Annotated in this window: 9 protein-coding genes and 2 pseudogenes; 7 read left to right on the plus strand and 4 right to left on the minus strand. The window is 51.4% G+C overall.

Going from position 1 to position 15,993, the window contains the following annotated elements; genetic code table 11:
• Positions 1 to 302: 302 nt before the first annotated feature.
• From MKX76_RS08280 to MKX76_RS08310, 7 genes and pseudogenes are all read left to right on the plus strand, one after another.
• Positions 303 to 1,933, plus strand: a pseudogene (locus MKX76_RS08280) (spore germination protein).
• 3 nt (positions 1,934 to 1,936) lie between these two features.
• Positions 1,937 to 3,031, plus strand: coding sequence for a GerAB/ArcD/ProY family transporter (locus MKX76_RS08285; RefSeq protein ID WP_007131407.1), 1,095 nt, complete (start codon positions 1,937 to 1,939; stop codon positions 3,029 to 3,031).
• On the plus strand, positions 3,028 to 3,237 hold the full coding sequence (locus MKX76_RS08290; protein ID WP_007131406.1) for a CLC_0170 family protein: 210 nt from the start codon (positions 3,028 to 3,030) through the stop codon (positions 3,235 to 3,237). The genes MKX76_RS08285 and MKX76_RS08290 overlap by 4 nt, the downstream gene beginning before the upstream one ends.
• A gap of 40 nt (positions 3,238 to 3,277) precedes the next feature.
• The gene (locus MKX76_RS08295; RefSeq protein WP_341033443.1) at positions 3,278 to 4,519 is read left to right on the plus strand and encodes a Ger(x)C family spore germination protein; all 1,242 of its coding nucleotides are present in this window, start codon (positions 3,278 to 3,280) and stop codon (positions 4,517 to 4,519) included.
• A 159-nt stretch (positions 4,520 to 4,678) separates the two neighbouring features.
• A pseudogene (locus tag MKX76_RS08300) lies at positions 4,679 to 6,275 on the plus strand (spore germination protein).
• A 34-nt stretch (positions 6,276 to 6,309) separates the two neighbouring features.
• Positions 6,310 to 7,533 (plus strand): Ger(x)C family spore germination protein, encoded by a 1,224-nt coding sequence (locus MKX76_RS08305; RefSeq protein WP_341033444.1) that lies wholly within the window; start codon positions 6,310 to 6,312, stop codon positions 7,531 to 7,533.
• A 69-nt stretch (positions 7,534 to 7,602) separates the two neighbouring features.
• Positions 7,603 to 8,739: a GerAB/ArcD/ProY family transporter gene (locus tag MKX76_RS08310; RefSeq protein WP_341033445.1), complete on the plus strand. Its 1,137-nt coding sequence runs from the start codon at positions 7,603 to 7,605 to the stop codon at positions 8,737 to 8,739.
• 111 nt (positions 8,740 to 8,850) lie between these two features.
• Here MKX76_RS08310 and MKX76_RS08315 read toward each other — a convergent pair whose 3' ends face one another.
• From MKX76_RS08315 to MKX76_RS08330, 4 genes are all read right to left on the minus strand, one after another.
• Positions 8,851 to 10,230 (minus strand): extracellular solute-binding protein, encoded by a 1,380-nt coding sequence (locus tag MKX76_RS08315; RefSeq protein WP_028404294.1) that lies wholly within the window; start codon positions 10,228 to 10,230, stop codon positions 8,851 to 8,853.
• A gap of 40 nt (positions 10,231 to 10,270) precedes the next feature.
• Positions 10,271 to 11,140 carry a carbohydrate ABC transporter permease gene (locus MKX76_RS08320; RefSeq protein ID WP_007131402.1) on the minus strand — a complete coding sequence of 290 codons (870 nt, stop codon included), beginning with the start codon at positions 11,138 to 11,140 and terminating at the stop codon, positions 10,271 to 10,273.
• Positions 11,141 to 11,199: 59 nt separating this feature from the next.
• Positions 11,200 to 12,150 (minus strand): carbohydrate ABC transporter permease, encoded by a 951-nt coding sequence (locus tag MKX76_RS08325; RefSeq protein WP_341033446.1) that lies wholly within the window; start codon positions 12,148 to 12,150, stop codon positions 11,200 to 11,202.
• Between the two features lie 504 nt (positions 12,151 to 12,654).
• Positions 12,655 to 15,975 carry a glycosyl hydrolase gene (locus tag MKX76_RS08330; protein WP_341033447.1) on the minus strand — a complete coding sequence of 1,107 codons (3,321 nt, stop codon included), beginning with the start codon at positions 15,973 to 15,975 and terminating at the stop codon, positions 12,655 to 12,657.
• Positions 15,976 to 15,993: the final 18 nt, after the last annotated feature.

The raw sequence follows: 15,993 nt of genomic DNA on the forward strand, positions 1-15,993 counted from the left end.
CATGTTGAGTACGGTAATTTGTATGTTTCATTTTTTATTATTCCGTGATCGGGTGCAGCCTCCCCTTCCATATAAACATTCGACATGTCTGCCGCAGCTCCTCCGCTCATCTCTACCGATGAGGAGCGTCTTGGGCATCGTTATATACAAGAATCCCATATGTGTCATCTAAGGTTAAGTGATTCAACCCGCTCTCGATGGGTTCACTACCACAATTGATAAAAATTACAAACAGTGGAAATACTGAGTCAAAATATTCAATTGCTATGAGCACCGTTAAATCGGGAAAGGTGTGAACATCCATGTCTTTTTCCAAATGGCAGGGGTCCAACCGGTCAAGAAAGGGTAAATCCGCTGACAAACCGGTGACAAAGCAGGTAGAGGGTCGGAACATCTCCGAAAGTCTAGAGGAAACGACGTCAAGCATCAAGGATCTCCTCGGGGGCAGCGACGATTTTATCGTCCATTCCTTCCAGATATTCGGACAGCATGGTGCGGTCCTGTTTTATTTCACCGATATTACGGACCATGTCGTGATCAATAATACAATATTGAAGCCGCTCAAGTACGGTCCCCCCCATATCGATGTGGAGAGCATCCCGCTTCATGCGCTGAGGGATACATTATTAGAGGATACGCTTTATCATAGCGAAGGATTCGCCGAACGAAATATTTCAATACTAATTGACAGTCTGCTGCGCGGGCAATCCGTCGTCGTCATCGATGGGCTGAACGAGGCAATCGTCATCGAAACCCGTAAGATTTCCCAGAGATCGATCGAACAGCCAGCCACGGAACAAGTCATTCGAGGGGCCCGGGAAGGCTTCATTGAATCCTTGGGAACGAATATCTCCCTTCTTCGATACCGTCTGCAGACGCCGGATTTCCGGGTGAAATCCATGCAGATCGGAACGAAGACCAAATCCAAGGTTGCCGTCTGTTACATGGAGGGCATCACCAATCCGGGCATTGTTCAAGAAGTAAATAAACGCCTATCCACCATCGATATTGATGCCGTGCTCGATGCCGGCTACTTGGAGCAATTTATTGAAGACAACCACTGGTCGCCGTTTCCCCAGATTCAATATACGGAGCGGCCGGATAAAGTCGTAGCCAATCTGCTCGAAGGAAGAGTAGCTATTATGGTGGATGGATCACCGATGGCTCTCATCGTACCGACCGTCTTTAGCCAGTTCTACCAGACCGTCGAAGACTATACCGAACGGTATGTCTTGATGAGCGCGATCCGGATGTCCAGGCTCGTTGCCCTTATCTTCTCATTAGTCTTCCCTTCGCTATATGTAGCGATCATTTCATTCAATCCGGAATTGATCCCTACCGAATTTGCCGTTGCGGTAGCGGGCGGACGAGCAGGTGTACCTTTTCCAGCGGTCATTGAAGTGTTGGTCACGAAATTTCCATGGAGGTTTTGCGTGAAGCGACGATTCGTCTGCCACAGCAGGTTGGCGGTGCCTTATCGATCGTTGGGGTGCTCGTCATTGGACAGGCTGCGGTTGCTGCAGGCTTCTCAAGCCCGATCACCGTCGTCATCATTGCTCTGACAACCATCGGGTCATTCGCTACACCCGCATACAATGCAGCGCTCGCACTCCGGATTCTGCGGTTCCCATTAATCATTTTGGCCGGCGTGTTCGGTCTCTATGGCGTTATGGTCGGGCTTATTCTCATTACGAATCACCTGCTGTCGCTCAAATCGTTTGGCGTTCCTTACTTGAGCCCTTTCGTTCCGGGCAACGTTCAGGGCATGCGCGATTTGCTGACGCGAGGACCACTGTGGAAAATGAAGAACAGGCCTTCCTTCCTCCACACGCAGGACATCACAAGATTGGGCGACAACATGATTGACCAAGTCGATCATGCTTCAAATAACATCATGAGTTCCACCCATCCTAACGGAGAAAAGGGGCGTTAAACGATGAATAATCAGCGCCAAGTAACCGTATTGCAGGCATCGGCAATCACGATCAGCACGATCGTGGGGGTCGGCGTCCTAGCACTCCCTCTTGGGGCGGCACGCGCAGCGGACGCCGGAGCCCCACTTGTCACATTTTTGGGGATGGCGCTCGCCTTTGTCGGTTTATTTTTCATGACCCGCCTGGGCATGCGATTCCCCAATGATTCGTACATCCAATATAGTGAAGTCATCATGGGCAGGTGGCTCGGCACGATTGGAAACCTTGTATCCATCGTCTTCTTTGGCGTATTGTGCTCGCTGGTGGCAAGAGAATTCGGTGAGGTTGTCGTCACAGCCGTGCTCAAGAATACGCCGCTGGAAGTGACCGTACTCGTGATGCTGCTTCTGGCAGCCCTCTCCTCACGCAAGAACATCATGTCTTTTGCCTACATCCACTTATTTTACAGCCCATTTATTCTCGTACCCGCATTGCTGATTGTCGCCCTTTCCTTAAAGAGCGCCAACATCATCAACGTGCTTCCGGTCTGGGGGAACGACCCGAGCGGGATCCCAATGGGGATCATTACGCTCTCCACGATGTTTCAGGGTTACTTTATTATGATGATGGTCATCCCCGCCATGTGCAGACCCGAGAAGGCGATGCGGGCAAGCTTTTGGGCAATGCTGGTGACGGGCTTGCTGTATACATTGATCGTTATCGCAACCGTCGGCGTGTTCGGTGCGGAAGAAACGAAGACACTGCTCTGGCCGACACTCGAGCTGGCCAAGGCGACCTCACTGCCCGCCAATGTGCTGGAGCGCTTGGATGCAGTATTTCTTGCCGTATGGGTTACGGCCGTATTTACCTCCTTGTTCTCTTGTTATTACTTTACCATCTATTCGATTAGCAAGATGTTGAAGCTGGCTGATCAAGGGATGCTGTCTTTTTTCATACTACCGATCTTGTTCGTGCTGGCGATGCTTCCCCAGAGCTTGCTTCAATTAAATGAATGGAATGCCGTCATATCCAAGTTCGGACTGCTGATAACCATTGTGTACCCAGGCGTGCTGCTGACGATCTCGAAGCTGCGCAAAAAAAGAGGTGCTTCCCGATGATCGGTGAAATCTACAGCGGTTATCTGTATGTCGCCATTGCGATTTGGATCTTGACCGGGTTATTTAATCTTGTTGTCGATACCCGCAAATATGATCAATCGAAGATGGACAAGGAGAAGAAAGTATCGCGCGTCCTAGGCTGGATCAACATCGTGTCAGGCATCGTCATTTTTTTGGGGGCTATGACGTTAAAAATCATTTTATGAGCGTGACGATATGGATCAATCCCGGGGAAGGAAGATTTCTATGAGAGAACATGCATCCGTAGATTACAAGCTGAGAATCATCATGACCCTTCTCCTCCTAGCATCGCTGCTAACAGGCTGTTGGGATCGCATGGAGCTTGAGGAGCGTGCCGTCGTCCTTGGCATATCCATAGACACCGCCGGGCCGGATGCGGCGAAGAAGGAAGACGAGGTATCCCACCTCATGGGGAAATATCCCGCTCCAAAACAGAGCATGATTCAGTTGTCCGTGCAGATCGCTCTGCCGGGGCGTATCCCCCTCGGGCCTGGCGAGAGCGGCGGCAGCAGCGACGGTGGTGGAAAACAGACCGTGTGGGTGCTCAGTGTCGTCGGTCATACGATCGATGATGCCATGATGAACTTACAGCAGCAGATATCGGGAAAATTGTTTTTCGGCCACCTCCGTGTCATCGTCATCTCCGAGGAAATTGCAAGGAAAGGTATCCAAAATATAAACGATTATCTTCATCGCAATGCGGAAGTACGCCGAATGGCATGGATGATGGTGTCGAAAGGAAAAGCAAAGGCGCTGATGGAAGCTGCTCCGAAATTGGAGCGCGTCCCGACGCTGTACTTGGCATCCACGTTAGACGATGCCGTTAGGCATGGGAAATTCCCGACCAATTACATTGGAACGTTCTGGAGCAATTCCTCGAAGAAGGGTCAAGAAGGATTCCTCCCTTACATTCAAATCATGGAAGGTGAGAATGTTCAAATCAGCGGGATCGCTTACTTTAAGGGGGAGAGGATGGTCGGCACGACAAAGCCGTTTGAAATTGCCGGATATTTGGTCATCAAGGGAATCAGCCCGGCGGGATACCGGGGGATCATCCATTTGGGCGATGACTCGCAAATCGTTACGATCCATGCGACAAACCGGGAAGCAACGACGACGGTTAAGATCAAGGACGGCGTCCCCCACTTTACGATCACGGCAATGACGGAGGTCAACGTCGAAGAGAAGAATGAAGAAGTGATACCGATCAATTCATCCCGGATCCTTGAGGAAATCGCCTCAGAGAATGAACGTTCCGTCAAAGAGCTGGTCCTCGGGCTTCTTCGAAAGACCCAGGAGAAGGAATCGGACATCTTCGGATTCGGCGAGCTCGTACGGGCAACAAAGCCGACGTATTGGAATCGGAACGTTCGGACGGCCGACCGGTGGCAAAAGCTCTATAAGGAATCTACATTCGAAATCCATGTGACATCAAAAGTTCGCAGAGTCGGAATGAAAGCAGAGTAAGGTTTTTCCGACCAAAGCGTATACCGGCTGAGCTCTGAATGCGGATCTGCCTGTGCTTAGTTTCGGCTCTACTCTAAGAGCTCCCTGCATGCGCGGTTACGATTCCAGGAAATAGGTAACCCTTAGTTCATACGATAACTGGTTAAGGTGGTTTTAGAGATGTTCTTTTTCAAGAAGCGCAGCCGTTCAGCCGCCCGATCCAAGACCAGAGAAGAGCCAATGCTGCAACAAGCGGTTACGGACGGTACCGCCTTGTCCGAGCAGTTGGACATGAATTTAAGCATCATCCGGGAGCGTACGGGCGACAGTCCGGATATCATCATACGGAGGCTTGACCAGGTTGTGGGGTGTGAAATTCGCGCGGCCGTGATCTTTATTGATGGTCTGGTGAAAGATCAAATCATCAACCATTCCATCATGGATTCCTTGACGCAGGTCAGTTCTATGGAAATCCCCCCTTCCCCTACCCCGACTCAGATTGTCAGCCTGATCCAGAACCGGTTTCTATCCAACGGAACAGTCAGCGAGCTAAACAGCATGGATCAGCTGCTAAATGCGGTATTAGCGGGGAATACGGCGATTCTCGTGAACGGCTCCGTAAAAGGCGTCCTGGCGAGTTCTTTCGGCGGCGAACAGCGCAGTGGAAGAACCCCAGTCCCAAACCGTTATTCGCGGACCTAAAGAAGGGTTTACGGAAAATATCCGAACGAATACCGCCTTGATCCGCCGGAAGATCAAAAGCCCTGACCTGTGGATCATCAACCGAAAGATCGGACGCCAGACACAAACCGATGTTTCGGTGATGTATCTGCATGGCATTGCCGATGAAAAGATCGTGAATGAGATCCTCCAACGGTTGGACCGAATCGATACGGACAGCATTTTGGAGAGCGGATATATCGAAGAATTTATCCAGGACCGGACATTCACGCCTTTTCCGACCATAACGAATACGGAGCGGCCCGATGCGGTTGCCGGTGCGGTCTTGGAAGGCAAAGTGGCGATTCTGGTCGATGGGACCCCATTTGTGCTCATTGCCCCCATCACGATCTTCAAGCTGTTTCAATCCAGCGAGGACTACTATCAGAAGCACGACATCGCCACATTTCTGCGCTTGCTGCGCATGGTTTCGTTCGTGATTTCCATGCTATTGCCTTCTCTCTATATTGCGATCACGACGTTTCATCAGCAGATGCTCCCAACCTTGCTTCTGATCAGTCTGGCCGCACAACGGGAAGGCGTTCCCTTTCCGGCATTGGTCGAAGCGTTCGCGATGGAAATTACGTTTGAAGTTCTCCGGGAGGCCGGCGTTCGTATGCCGAGAGCGATCGGATCGGCGATTTCGATTGTCGGAGCGCTCGTTCTCGGTCAAGCTGCGGTTCAGGCCGGCCTGGTGTCGGCTGCGATGGTCATTATCGTTTCTTTTACGGCCATCGCCAGCTTCGTTGCCCCATCGATCAGCATTTCGAACTCGGCGCGGCTGCTGCGGTTCGGCTTTATGATCCTGGCCGCCACTCTAGGCTTGTTCGGAATCATTGCTGGCATGATCGCTGTGCTCATTCATTTGAGCGGGCTTCGCTCCTTTGGGATTCCTTATCTGGTTCCAGTCGCTCCCTTCATTCCTTCCGATCAGAAGGATACCTTGATCCGGGTTCCATGGTGGGCCATGAAGCGCAGACCGAGATTGATCAATACGCAGAATGTTACAAGACAAAGCAAAAATCTAAAACCATCGCCATCGGAAGACAATGAATAAACAAGCATCATGGCAGCTAAAGAGGTGATGATGTATGGACCGCAATCGGATAATTCCAATAGTTATGCTAATCTTCCTGCTGCTCCTGAGCGGATGCTGGGACAGCAACGAATTGAACTCCCTGAGCTTTGTGGCCGCAACGGCAATCGACCGGGATGAGGATCGAAAGCAATGGGTCATTTCCTTTCAAGTCGTCATTCCGCAGGCCATTGCCACGCAAACCGGCGGCGGAGCCGGCGGCAGTCAATCCCCGGTCACCATCTTCTCGACACGAGGCCGAACGATCCGTGAAGCGATGCAGAATGCAAGCTTGGAGACGTCACGCACCCTCTTTTTCGGTCATAACTCGGTCTTGATCATGAATGAAGGCGTAGCTCGGACCGAAGGGGTAAAACAGATGCTGGATTTCTTTCTGCGTCCGATCGAGAGCCGGGAAACGATGTCGGTCCTTCTGACCAAGGGAAAAGCCTCCGATCTGTTGGAGGTATTCATCCCGCTTGAGAAAATAAACGGCAACGCCATTCAACGGGTGATCGAACAAAGCCATGACAAATTGTCGCAGGTCCAAAATATCAAGCTCATCGACTTCGCAACGATGGTCGCCGATCCAAACTCCGATGCAAAAGTTCCCGAGGTGAGGATATCCGGTAATAAGCAAGCGCAATCCTCGCTGGATGCGCTTAAATCCACTCGAAGCAAGGCCGTTATCAAGCTTGGGGATCTTGGTGTTTTTCGCCATGATAAATTAATCGGCTGGATGAATCGCCGGGAAAGCCGCGGCGTTGCCTGGTTGTCGAATGAAGTCAGTCAGATGATCATTGTGTTTCCATGCGATGAAAGAAATCCCGACCAACTTTCGAGCTTCGCTGTGATCAAATCATCGACCGAGCTGGATCCCAAAGTTCATGCGGACGGGATCGTAATGGATGTTCGAGTTAAAGCGGAGGGGGTGCTGGATGAAATGAGCTGCCCTATGAAACTGAAGGACCCGGATGTCATCAAGATTCTGGAGCGGGCGATCGAGGATGAAATCAAGGAAGAAATCCAAGCCGCATGGAGCAAGATGAGAGAATTGAATGCCGATGTAGCTGGTATCCGTAATGTGATTCATCGGAAACAGCCCGTGGCCTGGAGAAAGCTGAGTCAATCGAAGCAGCCGCTCGAGCAAATCGAGATTCGTATGCATGTCAAGGCGAGTATCGAGAATACCAATATGCTCTACCAGCCGTTCTCGAATATGCTGGAACCGAAACAATAATGCCGAAAGAGATGTGGGGCCAACGCCCGAAACTTCGGAGACAAAGGACAACATAAGGATGTTAAGGATATGGAGAAAATTGATAAGTACCAACTGATCGCAATGACCATATTATTCATTATCGGAAGCTCGCCTTTGTATCAGCTGGGGATCGAGGTGAACCAAGACGCCTGGCTGGTGATGCTCACGGGGATGCTGGCCGGGTTATTGCTGCTTTTCGTCTATATTTATATTCAGAAGCGGAATGCCGACAAGAGCCTCTACCAGATCCTGAAGCGTCATTTCGGCCGTTGGATCGGCACGCTCTTGGCCGTAGCCTACATCTTCTATTTCGTCTATGAATCCATGAGGAACACTCGGGAATTCGGAGACATTATCAATGTTGCCTTCCTTCCGAGTACTCCCCTGTTCCTCTTAATGCTGATCATGATCGTGCTGTCCGGGTACGCCGTATCCAAAGGAATCGAGGTGTTCTTTCGTGTGGTCGAGTTTTTACTCCCGATTACCTTGATCGGCTACCTTCTGCTCGTGATTATGTTTGTTTCGACCAATTTGATTCATCTCGAACGGCTGCTTCCGATTCTTGAAAACGGGGTAATGCCCGTCATCAAAGCGGCAATCCCCAAAGTCATCAGCTTTCCGTTTGGCCAGGTCGTCGTATTTCTCGTGTTCTGGAACCATCTGAACAACCAAAAGGTGTTGACCAAGGTTACGGTGTTGTCCTACCTGTTCGTCGGCATGTTCCTGCTAGTCTTCAGCATATTGAATCTTGCCATTCTGGACCCGACCATAACAAGCATCTCAACGCTTCCGATGCTCCGCAGTGTCCGTCTGATCCAGATTGCGAATTTCCTGGAACGACTGGACCCGATCATAATGATGCTGATCTATATCGGGATATTCGTCAAAATGACAGCTTTCTACATGGCGGCAGTGCTTGGGCTTTCGCAGCTGATCAAAATGAATCATAAGATGCTCACCTTGGCCGTCGGAGGTTTTATCTATGCGATTTCCTTTATTTCGCCCAATCTGATTCACCATCTATGGGTCGGTTTTGAGCAAAATTTGAAATATCATTTTCCGATCTTTCAAATCTATGTCCCCCTTCTGCTTGCCATGATCATTATGCTAAGAAGCTTGTTTTCACCGAAACGCAAGAGAGGCACCAGACCATCGCCGGCTGCAAAAAAGAATGGTCAAACGTAAAAAAACCGGCCATTTCGGCCGGATATCCTAAATGTACATACAAATTGGAATATTTTATGATATGACGTTCATATACTCATCATGGTTAGGCCCGTCTATGCATATTAAAAGTTACTTCAAATTGGCCGACCATTTCTCAGCACGCGACTGAAGATCATCCAGGAATTTCTGTATATCCGGGGCGTTGCCAGAGGCCGCTTGGCTGATAAACCCGTTGATTGCCGGAGCGATGTCGCTCATGTAGAAAGGGTTGGCTTCGTCCATCAGCTCAGAATGACCGACGGCTGCGATTTCAAGCGCCTTTTTCACGTACTTGTCCTCCGGCGTAACAAAATCGGCGTTTTTCAAGGTTGGCGTACTGGAGAAGTTTTCGTACCTATATTTCTGCGTCATATGACCGCTCAAGAATTTGAGCACTTCCCATGATGCCTCCACATCCTTGGCATTCTTCGCCATGACGAACGGATCGACAGCCACCCATCCTTCTCCGTCAGGCCCCATGTTCATTACGGGCTCGAACCGGTCCAGAAGCTCTTTGTTCTGCTTCGAACGGTATTCGCTCATGGTGGATCCCCCGGTGGAATCGAGCGCAATCGCGATGTTGTTTTTCTCCAGACCGAAATTTTCAGCTCCCTGTGCATTCACGAAGCCCTTAGGCGGCAGCTGCGCTGCTTCTTTCAGCCATTCCAGCACCTTGACCATCTCCGGTGAATTCAGATGCCACTTGATGCTCTTGACATCCTTCAGCGTTCCCTCTGCTCCCTTGGCGCCGTATGCGAGGGTCAACGCGACAAAGGTAGAGCCGTTTAAGGAGTTGCCGCTCCAGAAGAGGCCGTAATTATCTTCGCCTGTTTTCGGATTTTTCCCGGTCATTTTCTTGGCCTTCTCGAGAATTTCATCGGGACCAGGCTTAGCCGAGAGCGGTTCAACGCCCCAGTCTTCAAAGAGCTTCTTATCGTAAATCGTCATTCTGCGGCCGAGAACGGCAGGAATGCCAAATTGCTTCGTTCCGTCCGGCGACTTGGTGCTGTAAGAATTGTTCATGATCCCCTCAAGATAAATGCCCGGATCGAAGGATGAATCATTGGCAATCAGGTCATCCAGATCGCGCAAAAGCCCGTCCTGATACCATTGGGAAGCGAAGGCGCCCCCGGTATATAAGACATCGGCGTCACCGGATAAGAGCATTGCCGACTGCTTGGCTTTGACATTTTCCCATGGGATTTGGTACACCTCGAGCTTAATGTTCGGGTACATGATCTTAAACGTCTTATCCAGGTATTCATTGAGACCAATCACCGGATTGCCGGTCAGCGCGTCAATGCCATTCTCCAGCTGCCAGCCGGCGAGGGCCACGCGCACTGTCCCTTCCATGTCCGACACCTTTTCGATCTTGACGCCGCCGGTCACATCGGTGTTCGAACCGCCCGAGCAAGCGGCCAGCGTAAACGTCAGCACGAAGGATAATATAAGCAGCACAGCCTTCTTCATTATTTCATGACACCTCCGAATGAATTGCTTATCTTACGATCTACTGCTTAATGCCGGACAGCGCGATACTCTCGATAATATAGCGCTGCAGGAACAGATAGACGGCGATAACCGGGATCAGACTGGCCGTCGTGGCTGCCATGATGATGGATGGCTGTTGGTTAATGCCGTTATTATAGGTGAACATGGCCAGACCGATCTGAATGGTGTATTTGCTTGCCGATTTCAAAATGAGCAAAGGCCAGAGCATATCATTCCACACGCCGAGAAACAGCAGAATCACCATCGTGGCAATGATCGGCGTGCACAGCGGCAAATACACGCGGCTGAACACGGTAAACTCCTTGGCACCGTCCAGTACGGCAGCCTCCCTTAAGCTGCTGGGCAGCTGATCGAAGAATGCCTTCGCCAGGAATGTACCGAACGCATAGTTCATCGCCGGCAAATAAAAGGCGAGGTAATTATCAACAAGTCCAAGCTCGCTGAACAGCAGGTACTGCGGAATCATCGTCATTTCAAACGGGATCATCATGGTGCTGAGGGCGAGAAGAAGCACGATGTTCGCCCCCTTGAAACGAAGCTTAGACAACGCATAGCCGGACAATAGCGCCGATAGGGAGCTAATGAGAATAACGCCTGCACTGACCAGCGTGGAATTCCCGATATAGAGGAACATCTTGATATTCGTGAATGCAACCTCAAAGGTTCGAATGGACGGCTCCTCCGGCCAGATTTTGGGCGGAAACGTAATATTCAGCCGCGCTGCCCAGTCGAAGCTGGTAATCAGCATCCATAAGAACGGTACGATCATTATGAAGGAACCGGCGAACAGCACGATTGTCAGAATCAACTGATTGATCGACAACCGTCTGCGGGGCACAGGCTCCTTAGAGACAGCTGTACCGGACATGGTCTCCCTCCTGTCTTCATGATATCGTGTTTGCAGATCGCCATCATGCTAGGCGGCATTTAATCCAGACTGTCCTTACGCCGGTTCAGCAGCATGAGGCAGACCGTCAGAATGAGAATGATCAGGAATAACAGGTAGGATACCGCAGTGGCAAGCCCCATCTGGGAAGCCAGAAACGCATTCCGATAGATATACAGCACCACCGTCATCAGGCTTCCGCCCGGATTGCCGGCTGTCCCTCCGATTAACCACACATCGGTAAACCGCTTCATCCCGCCGATCGTTCCCATGATGAGCATGAATACAAAGATCGGACGCAAATACGGAATCGTAATGTACAGCCATTTTCGATAAGTACCCGCCCCATCCACCTCAGCCGCTTCGTACAGGTCGCGCGGAACGCTCTGCAGCCCAGCCAGAAAAATAATCGTGTTGTAGCCAAGCGCCCCCCAGAGACTCATGAGCACAATGCTGTACGGCGCCACTTGCGGATTCGTGAACCATCCGATAGGCTCGATGCCGAACAATCCGATGACAAAGTTGATCAGCCCTTCCTTGGACGGAAAGAACAGAAAAGAAAACAAGAGCGTCGTGGCCACACCGGAAACAACGTTCGGCAAGAAATAGACCGCTTTGAAAAAATTCCTTCCCAGGTTCCACTTCAGGTTGTTGATCAAGCTCGCCAAGATGAAAGAAAAAGCGATGCCGAGGACGACCGACCACAGCCCCATTAAGAACGTGTTTGAAAACGCTTGCCAAAATATGGTATCCCCTAACGCGTACTTGTAGTTGTTCAACCCAACCCATGTACCGGTCAGATTGAGTCCTGACGTCTGATGAAAGCTCATGAACAGCGCGGCAAACATCGGGTAAATGGCGAACACCAGTACGCCAATGATCAGCGGGGCACTGAACAAATACCCCATCCAGTCATTGCGGGTGAACCGGAATTTTCGCTTGGGCAGGCCACCATGAACCGCAGACCCTTTCCCCTCCGGGGTGGATGACACAACCAATCCTCCTCCTTTCATATAATCGCCGGATCTATTGCCCGGCAGTCGGACAAGGATTCCCTGTCCATTCTGTACAAGATTATGTGTTGGATTCCGGATTGATTCCGGATAATGTATCTTTCTTTTTTCCCGGTTTATCGACGCTTACCAGAAGACGTCCTTATCGAACCAACGATAAATCTGCAGATTGCTGCAGGTCGACTGGTGGCGGGTTTTTACGTTAATCGAATCACAGCAGGCTATTCATATACAGAATATGAATTCTGGAATAGGGACTTGGAGATTTTAAAGATTAAGTATCTATACTATAAGGATCTTAATAAACGAATTTACATATAATATATTATGTAAACTCATATCCCCAAACAAATGACCTTATCGATTAACGATAAGGCCTTCTTTATATTTGAAACTATGGTTGACTCTCCTTTCAGTGAGAGTCATCCCTCTTTGAAACAAGGTTTGTGAGGAAATCTCCTGATCGCTCCTCCGTCTATGAACCTACGATTGCGAGGAAGCCCCCGCTCTCCGCCGGACCAGCTTGACCTGTCCAAGCACGCCGGAAGGCAGAGCTTTTTTGCCGTACACATTTTCAAGCGTATTCGCAACTTCAATGCGGAAGACATGATCCCCCTGCTTCATATAAGAGGTGATATTCCAGCTGTAGGGCGGCCACAGCCGGACGCCGGCATCGTGCTTTTTCACGTACAGCCGCGCTGTCTCCCGAATATCCTCGGCCTCCAGCCATATTTCTTCATCCGGAGCAAGGTCCTTTCCGGCAATCGACAGCTGCTGCGAGTAACATCCGATTCCTGCGTAGTATGGATAACCCGCTTTGCACCAGTCGCCTGACAGTAGCTCTGGCTGAACGGTTAACGCGTGACCATGGGCCGCAAAGGGGCCGATTAGAAATGCCGGAAACGAAACAGCTGGCATGGGCTCAAGCAATGAAACCGTCAGCACCTCGAGCACATTCTCCCCCTCCGTTAGATGCGAGGTGATGTCGACTGCCGAATAATATGGATCTTGCCACCGGGATGGCCGCAAGCCTTCCTGCCGAGCTCCGTTGACAAAAATTTCGATATTTCGGCGGCGCTGCAGGAACCCGATATGGGACGGAATGCGCTGGTCCACATCGTCAAGGATCAGCTCAATGGACGGCTGGCTCGCTGTGCGTGCAGGATCAAGTGTATGCTGGCTTTGTTGTTCATGCGAGCGCCGTGCGTCCCGCAGCCAATCGATCAGCTCTGCAGATAATGTAAAGGTCGTACGGTACGTATTCACTTGGCCCGGCATCGTTGCATTCATCCGCGACTCGCGGTCATTCAGCGTGACCATCCACCGATCAAGCAGGAGCACGTTAGGATCATGGGTCTGGAAATGCCAAGAATCTCCCAGCAACCGCTCGCCGGGTATCCTAGTATCTGTAGAATGTTGGGCATCGATTCGGCCATCAATCCGAACGTCAGTTCGATCTCCCCATTCTGTGCCTCGATCGGTCGGAAACGAAATCACGCGCAGCTCCCCAGGCGCCAAGTGCAGCTCGGCATGGTTCGTCAGGCAAACAACGCTCCCGCTCTCCAGATCCCACAAGCGTAGTTCATCGCTGCGGCGGTCACTGCAGCTCATCCGGACCGTTACGGCGCGATCTGACCAATTCAGCAACCATGCGAAAGGCATACCCTCTCGATATCGTTCCACCATGATGACATCCTCTCGGCTCCCTGCAGTCACATCCAAAGACAGGTTAAGCTGTCTGTACAACATCGTCCGAAGAAGAGAACAAACGTTCTCGAAACACTCTTCTTCGGCATTCCGATCATTTCCTGAAGCAGCTGCTTCGTCATGATCCGCGCCGGCCAGGTCGAAATATACCGTGACCCCTTTTCCGACCGTGTTAACGACACCATGATGAGATGCCCCGAACAAAGCGTCCATATGACGCGTGACTTCAGGATCGTGCCGCTGGTATTCACTATGCTGCGGAATGGCGCCAATCGCTATTAAGGCTCCACCTTCCGATACGAAGGACATTAATCGTTCCGCTATATCTCTCGACATCACTTGTAGTCCCGGAAGAATCAGTATCCGATACCCGTCCTCCTGTCCCGCAAAGCAAAATCCGCTTCCTTGCACGATCTTTGCTACGCGCAATTGACACTCATCGACATAATCATAATCCAGCGAATGCCGAAGCAGACGATCCGACAGCAAGGAGAAGTATCGGTCGCAAGCCGGATGCTGGTTCGATTGTCCCGATACGAACATATGGTCGTATACCGTGTGGATCGGTGACAACATGAGAACTTCGGGCCGCCGTTTTGTATAAGCCCCGAGCAGGCTGAGGCGCCCGATGTAATCAGCGAAGCTGCGATAATGCGGCCAATGCGGCGCATGATAAAATTCCGTCGGCGGAAAATCCGTTTTTCGATAGCCGGCAAAGGAATAATAGAACGCGTGCGGAATGAATAGATTGACGCCCAGAAACGCCATAAAATTCGCATCCAGCCGCCGCTCTCGCATGGAGTAGGCATGACCGCTTGCCCCGAAGGACTCGCATACGACCCGCTCCTTGCCTTCCAGCTGTGCCACGGATGCCGCCGTCTTCACGGACACGATCCTATGCGGATGATCCTTGGTGCCGATACCCGGCGTCAAATAATCAACGCCCGTGTAATGAAACTGCTGCATGACGCGGGTCTGATTGCCTTGGGAGCGGGCTTGGCCCCACACGGGCTCCTCCAAGGTATGGCCGATGTACAGCAGGCCCAGCCGCTCGCACCAGGTGCGGATCGCTGCATGATAGCCGCCGACATACCACCTCGTAATCGTCTCATAATACTGCTGACGAAACGTCCGGCTCCCATCTGCCATGCCGTACATCAATGCGCCCAAGTGCGGAATCGGATCATACCCGTTCTCTTCCCGGAACCGCTCGACCATGCCATGGGACCAGGCAAACACCATCCCCGGGAGCGTTGCTCTCACGTTATGGACATCCGTCCGGATCGCTTCCACGCCGAAGAAGCCGTCATGAATCATGAGTCCCGGCTCGTCGGTAAACACGCCTTGAATGGTCTTCCCGTACTGCCTCTTCAATCGCAGCAGCGGCTCGTATGACATCCGGATAAACGCTTGAACCGCCTCCGGATTCAGCGTATCCAGATAATAGCCTTGCGCGAAGGTCATTCCTTCCGCAATTTCACAGGACCAGCACGCAAGGATCACGTAGGAATCGTCGGTCTTAGGAACCCATTCCTGGTTTAGCAAGCCGGTGATGTTCTCGGGATTGCTGCACAGCAGCCACTCCCCTTCCCGTTCAATCGCGCGGTAAGCCAGAATGGCGATAAGTTCTTGATGCTCGTAAGAGGTAAAGTCTAGCTTCAACGAAGCCTGCGCCCCGCCTCCTAGAAGTCTTCGCTCTTCAACGCGAAGGTACCGCATGCGATATTCCGGATACTGCCGCGTCAGCTTGCCGCCGACCGTTCCGCTCGGCCAGTTATCCTCATCGTAAAGCCATACCATCATGTTTCGTTTGCGGCACTCCTCCGTACAGAACTCCAGCGCATCCATGAACTCATCCGATAGAAAGCCCGATTGCATCCCATGCCGTGCATGCAGCACGACCCCGCCGACGCCCGCCTCATGCATGGCCTCAAGCTGCCGCTCCAGCTCCGGCTTCTCCAGCCTATGGTTGAGAAACCAAAAAGGCTGGGGACGGAATATGGCGGCGGGATCCCGGAACTGCGCTTCTAATGAATCGCCCCGTATTGGTGCTCGGCCAATATCCTGCATGGTATCTCGTGTTCTAAACTCCTGCACCTTGATCACCTGATTTCA

The organism is Paenibacillus sp. FSL R5-0810 (genome assembly GCF_038002285.1).
Taxonomy (GTDB): Bacteria; Bacillota; Bacilli; order Paenibacillales; family Paenibacillaceae; genus Paenibacillus_AQ; species Paenibacillus_AQ lactis.

Coding starts and splice junctions, on each gene's coding strand:
- MKX76_RS08305 (WP_341033444.1), top strand. CDS start 6,310: ATGGACCGCAATCGGATAATTCCAATAGTTATGCTAATCTTCCTGCTG.
- MKX76_RS08310 (WP_341033445.1), top strand. CDS start 7,603: ATGGAGAAAATTGATAAGTACCAACTGATCGCAATGACCATATTATTC.
- MKX76_RS08295 (WP_341033443.1), top strand. CDS start 3,278: ATGAGAGAACATGCATCCGTAGATTACAAGCTGAGAATCATCATGACC.
- MKX76_RS08290 (WP_007131406.1), top strand. CDS start 3,028: ATGATCGGTGAAATCTACAGCGGTTATCTGTATGTCGCCATTGCGATT.
- MKX76_RS08285 (WP_007131407.1), top strand. CDS start 1,937: ATGAATAATCAGCGCCAAGTAACCGTATTGCAGGCATCGGCAATCACG.
- MKX76_RS08320 (WP_007131402.1), bottom strand. CDS start 11,140: ATGTCCGGTACAGCTGTCTCTAAGGAGCCTGTGCCCCGCAGACGGTTG.
- MKX76_RS08315 (WP_028404294.1), bottom strand. CDS start 10,230: ATGAAGAAGGCTGTGCTGCTTATATTATCCTTCGTGCTGACGTTTACG.